Annotated in this window: 2 protein-coding genes; both read left to right on the forward strand. The window is 57.1% G+C overall.

What is annotated here, in order from left to right; translation table 11 throughout:
- Positions 1 to 390: DUF3304 domain-containing protein (locus tag ACZRN6_RS36415; RefSeq protein WP_464009955.1), on the forward strand; the 390-nt coding region annotated here is incomplete at its 5' end.
- Positions 378 to 1,874 (forward strand): T6SS phospholipase effector Tle1-like catalytic domain-containing protein (locus ACZRN6_RS36420; protein WP_464009956.1); only part of this gene is annotated, 1,497 nt, incomplete at its 3' end. The genes ACZRN6_RS36415 and ACZRN6_RS36420, both read left to right, overlap by 13 nt.

The raw sequence follows: 1,874 nt of genomic DNA on the forward strand, positions 1-1,874 counted from the left end.
AGTGTTGATGGGCGCTCGGGTATCGACATTATTGGGCCGTATCAGGGAGGCGGCGGAGGTTGTTGTTATGTCGCCCCCTCAAAGTGGAAGCCAGGAATGATGGTGCGGGTTGATTGGGAAAGTGGGGTGGCTTATTCCGATGACTTTCCAGGTTTTGCCGATAGGCCGAAGTACTTCGCCTGGAAAAAAAAGGTTAATTCCCAAAAACGCCAACACTCCAAGCTAGTCCCGATCCCCGACTACACCGGCCAAAAAGTCTGCGGTCTCACAGTCCACTTCCTACCTTGCGACGAACTTCAAGTCACCACCTCCTGCTACGCCTACGGCAGCCCCGACTACCCAATCAAAACCGCACTGCATTTGCCGGAGCCTAAGTCATGCCCGAAGTGAACCAAGCCGCTTTCTGTTACCCGCCGCAGTTTCCGGAGCAGGGCCGCCTGCCCTCTCGAGCGGGCCAGGTTCATCAAAATATCCGGCGCCAATCTCAGCAGGAGCGGGCTTACCATGATGCCTTATGCGTGGCCGCCGGCTGGCGTGTTACACCCCCCTGCTGCAAGACCTTGCATATCAGCCTGTTCTTCGACGGCACGGGCAATAACCTCAACAACGATCTTTATTTATCCGATCCCAAACACCCGACGAATATCGCCCGATTGTTTCGCGCGAGCATTGGCGAAGGGCACGCCGGCGGCACTACTCATAACAGCCAGGCGCAACGTTTAACGGACGCTAAAGGTGCTGGCTTCGGCCAGTACTTCAAATACTACATGCCAGGTGTGGGCACACCGTTTCCTGAAGTCGGCGACCTGAACTACAGCGAACTCGGCCTGGCTACCGCCGCGTTCGGCGAAGAACGGATCAATTGGGGCCTGATGATGATCATCGACGCCTTGCGCCGGACGTTGGCGTTGCCCCGGCTGGATAACCCGAGTTTGCGGGCGGCGGTCGAAGCCATGGGCGCCCCGGCGGGGCTTGAAGGTTCAATTGGCGCCAACTTTCGTCGCTATCAATTTGGCAAGCAGTTGGAAGCGTTGGCCACGCCATTACGTATCGCCCTGACCCAACCGTCGCCTGGTGCACCAAAACTGCTGGGAATCAGGCTCTATGTGTATGGGTTTTCCCGAGGGGCGGCGGCGGCACGGTCGTTTGTCAGTTGGTTGAATGAGCTGTTATCGCCCGCAGAGTCGCAACTCTCACTGCAATCAGGCGACTTGAGGCTTGCGGTCAGTATCGAGTACCTGGGGCTACTGGATACTGTGGCATCGGTGGGCCTTGCCCATGCCGTGCCTGGAGCGGATGGGCACATGAGTTGGGCGGATGGCACTCAGGAGTTGCCCACCAGCAGCCTGGTCAAGCGGTGCCTGCATATTATTGCCAGTCATGAGCAGCGGTTGTGTTTTCCGCTGGATTCGATTCGGCGGGAGGATGGGGGTTATCCGGACAATAGCGTCGAAGTGTTGTATCCCGGTATGCACTCGGATCAGGGTGGGGGATATCCGCCGGGAGATCAGGGGAAGGCGTGTAGCAAAGATGATCTTGAAGGGGACGGCTTGTTGTTGTCGCAGATTGCGCTGAATGATCTTTATACCGATGCATTTGCGCATGGTGCTCCCTTGAAAGTGCCCAAGAGCGCTTTGCCAAAAGAGTCGAACAATGAACTATGGCGGGCGATGGCCGATGATTTGGCACAAGAATTTGACGTTTCTACGGCGCTAGTCAATCGCTTCAACGCCTGGCGACAAGTGACCTTGGATTTGGCCCCAGCGCGCTTGCCACTCTCCCCCGAACAAATCGAACACTACCAGCCCATCCCAGCTACCAACACCCTGGAAAACGCGCTAGCCAGCCAAATGGCCTGGATCACCGCTTGGCGC

The organism is Pseudomonas sp. A125, from assembly GCF_055409485.1.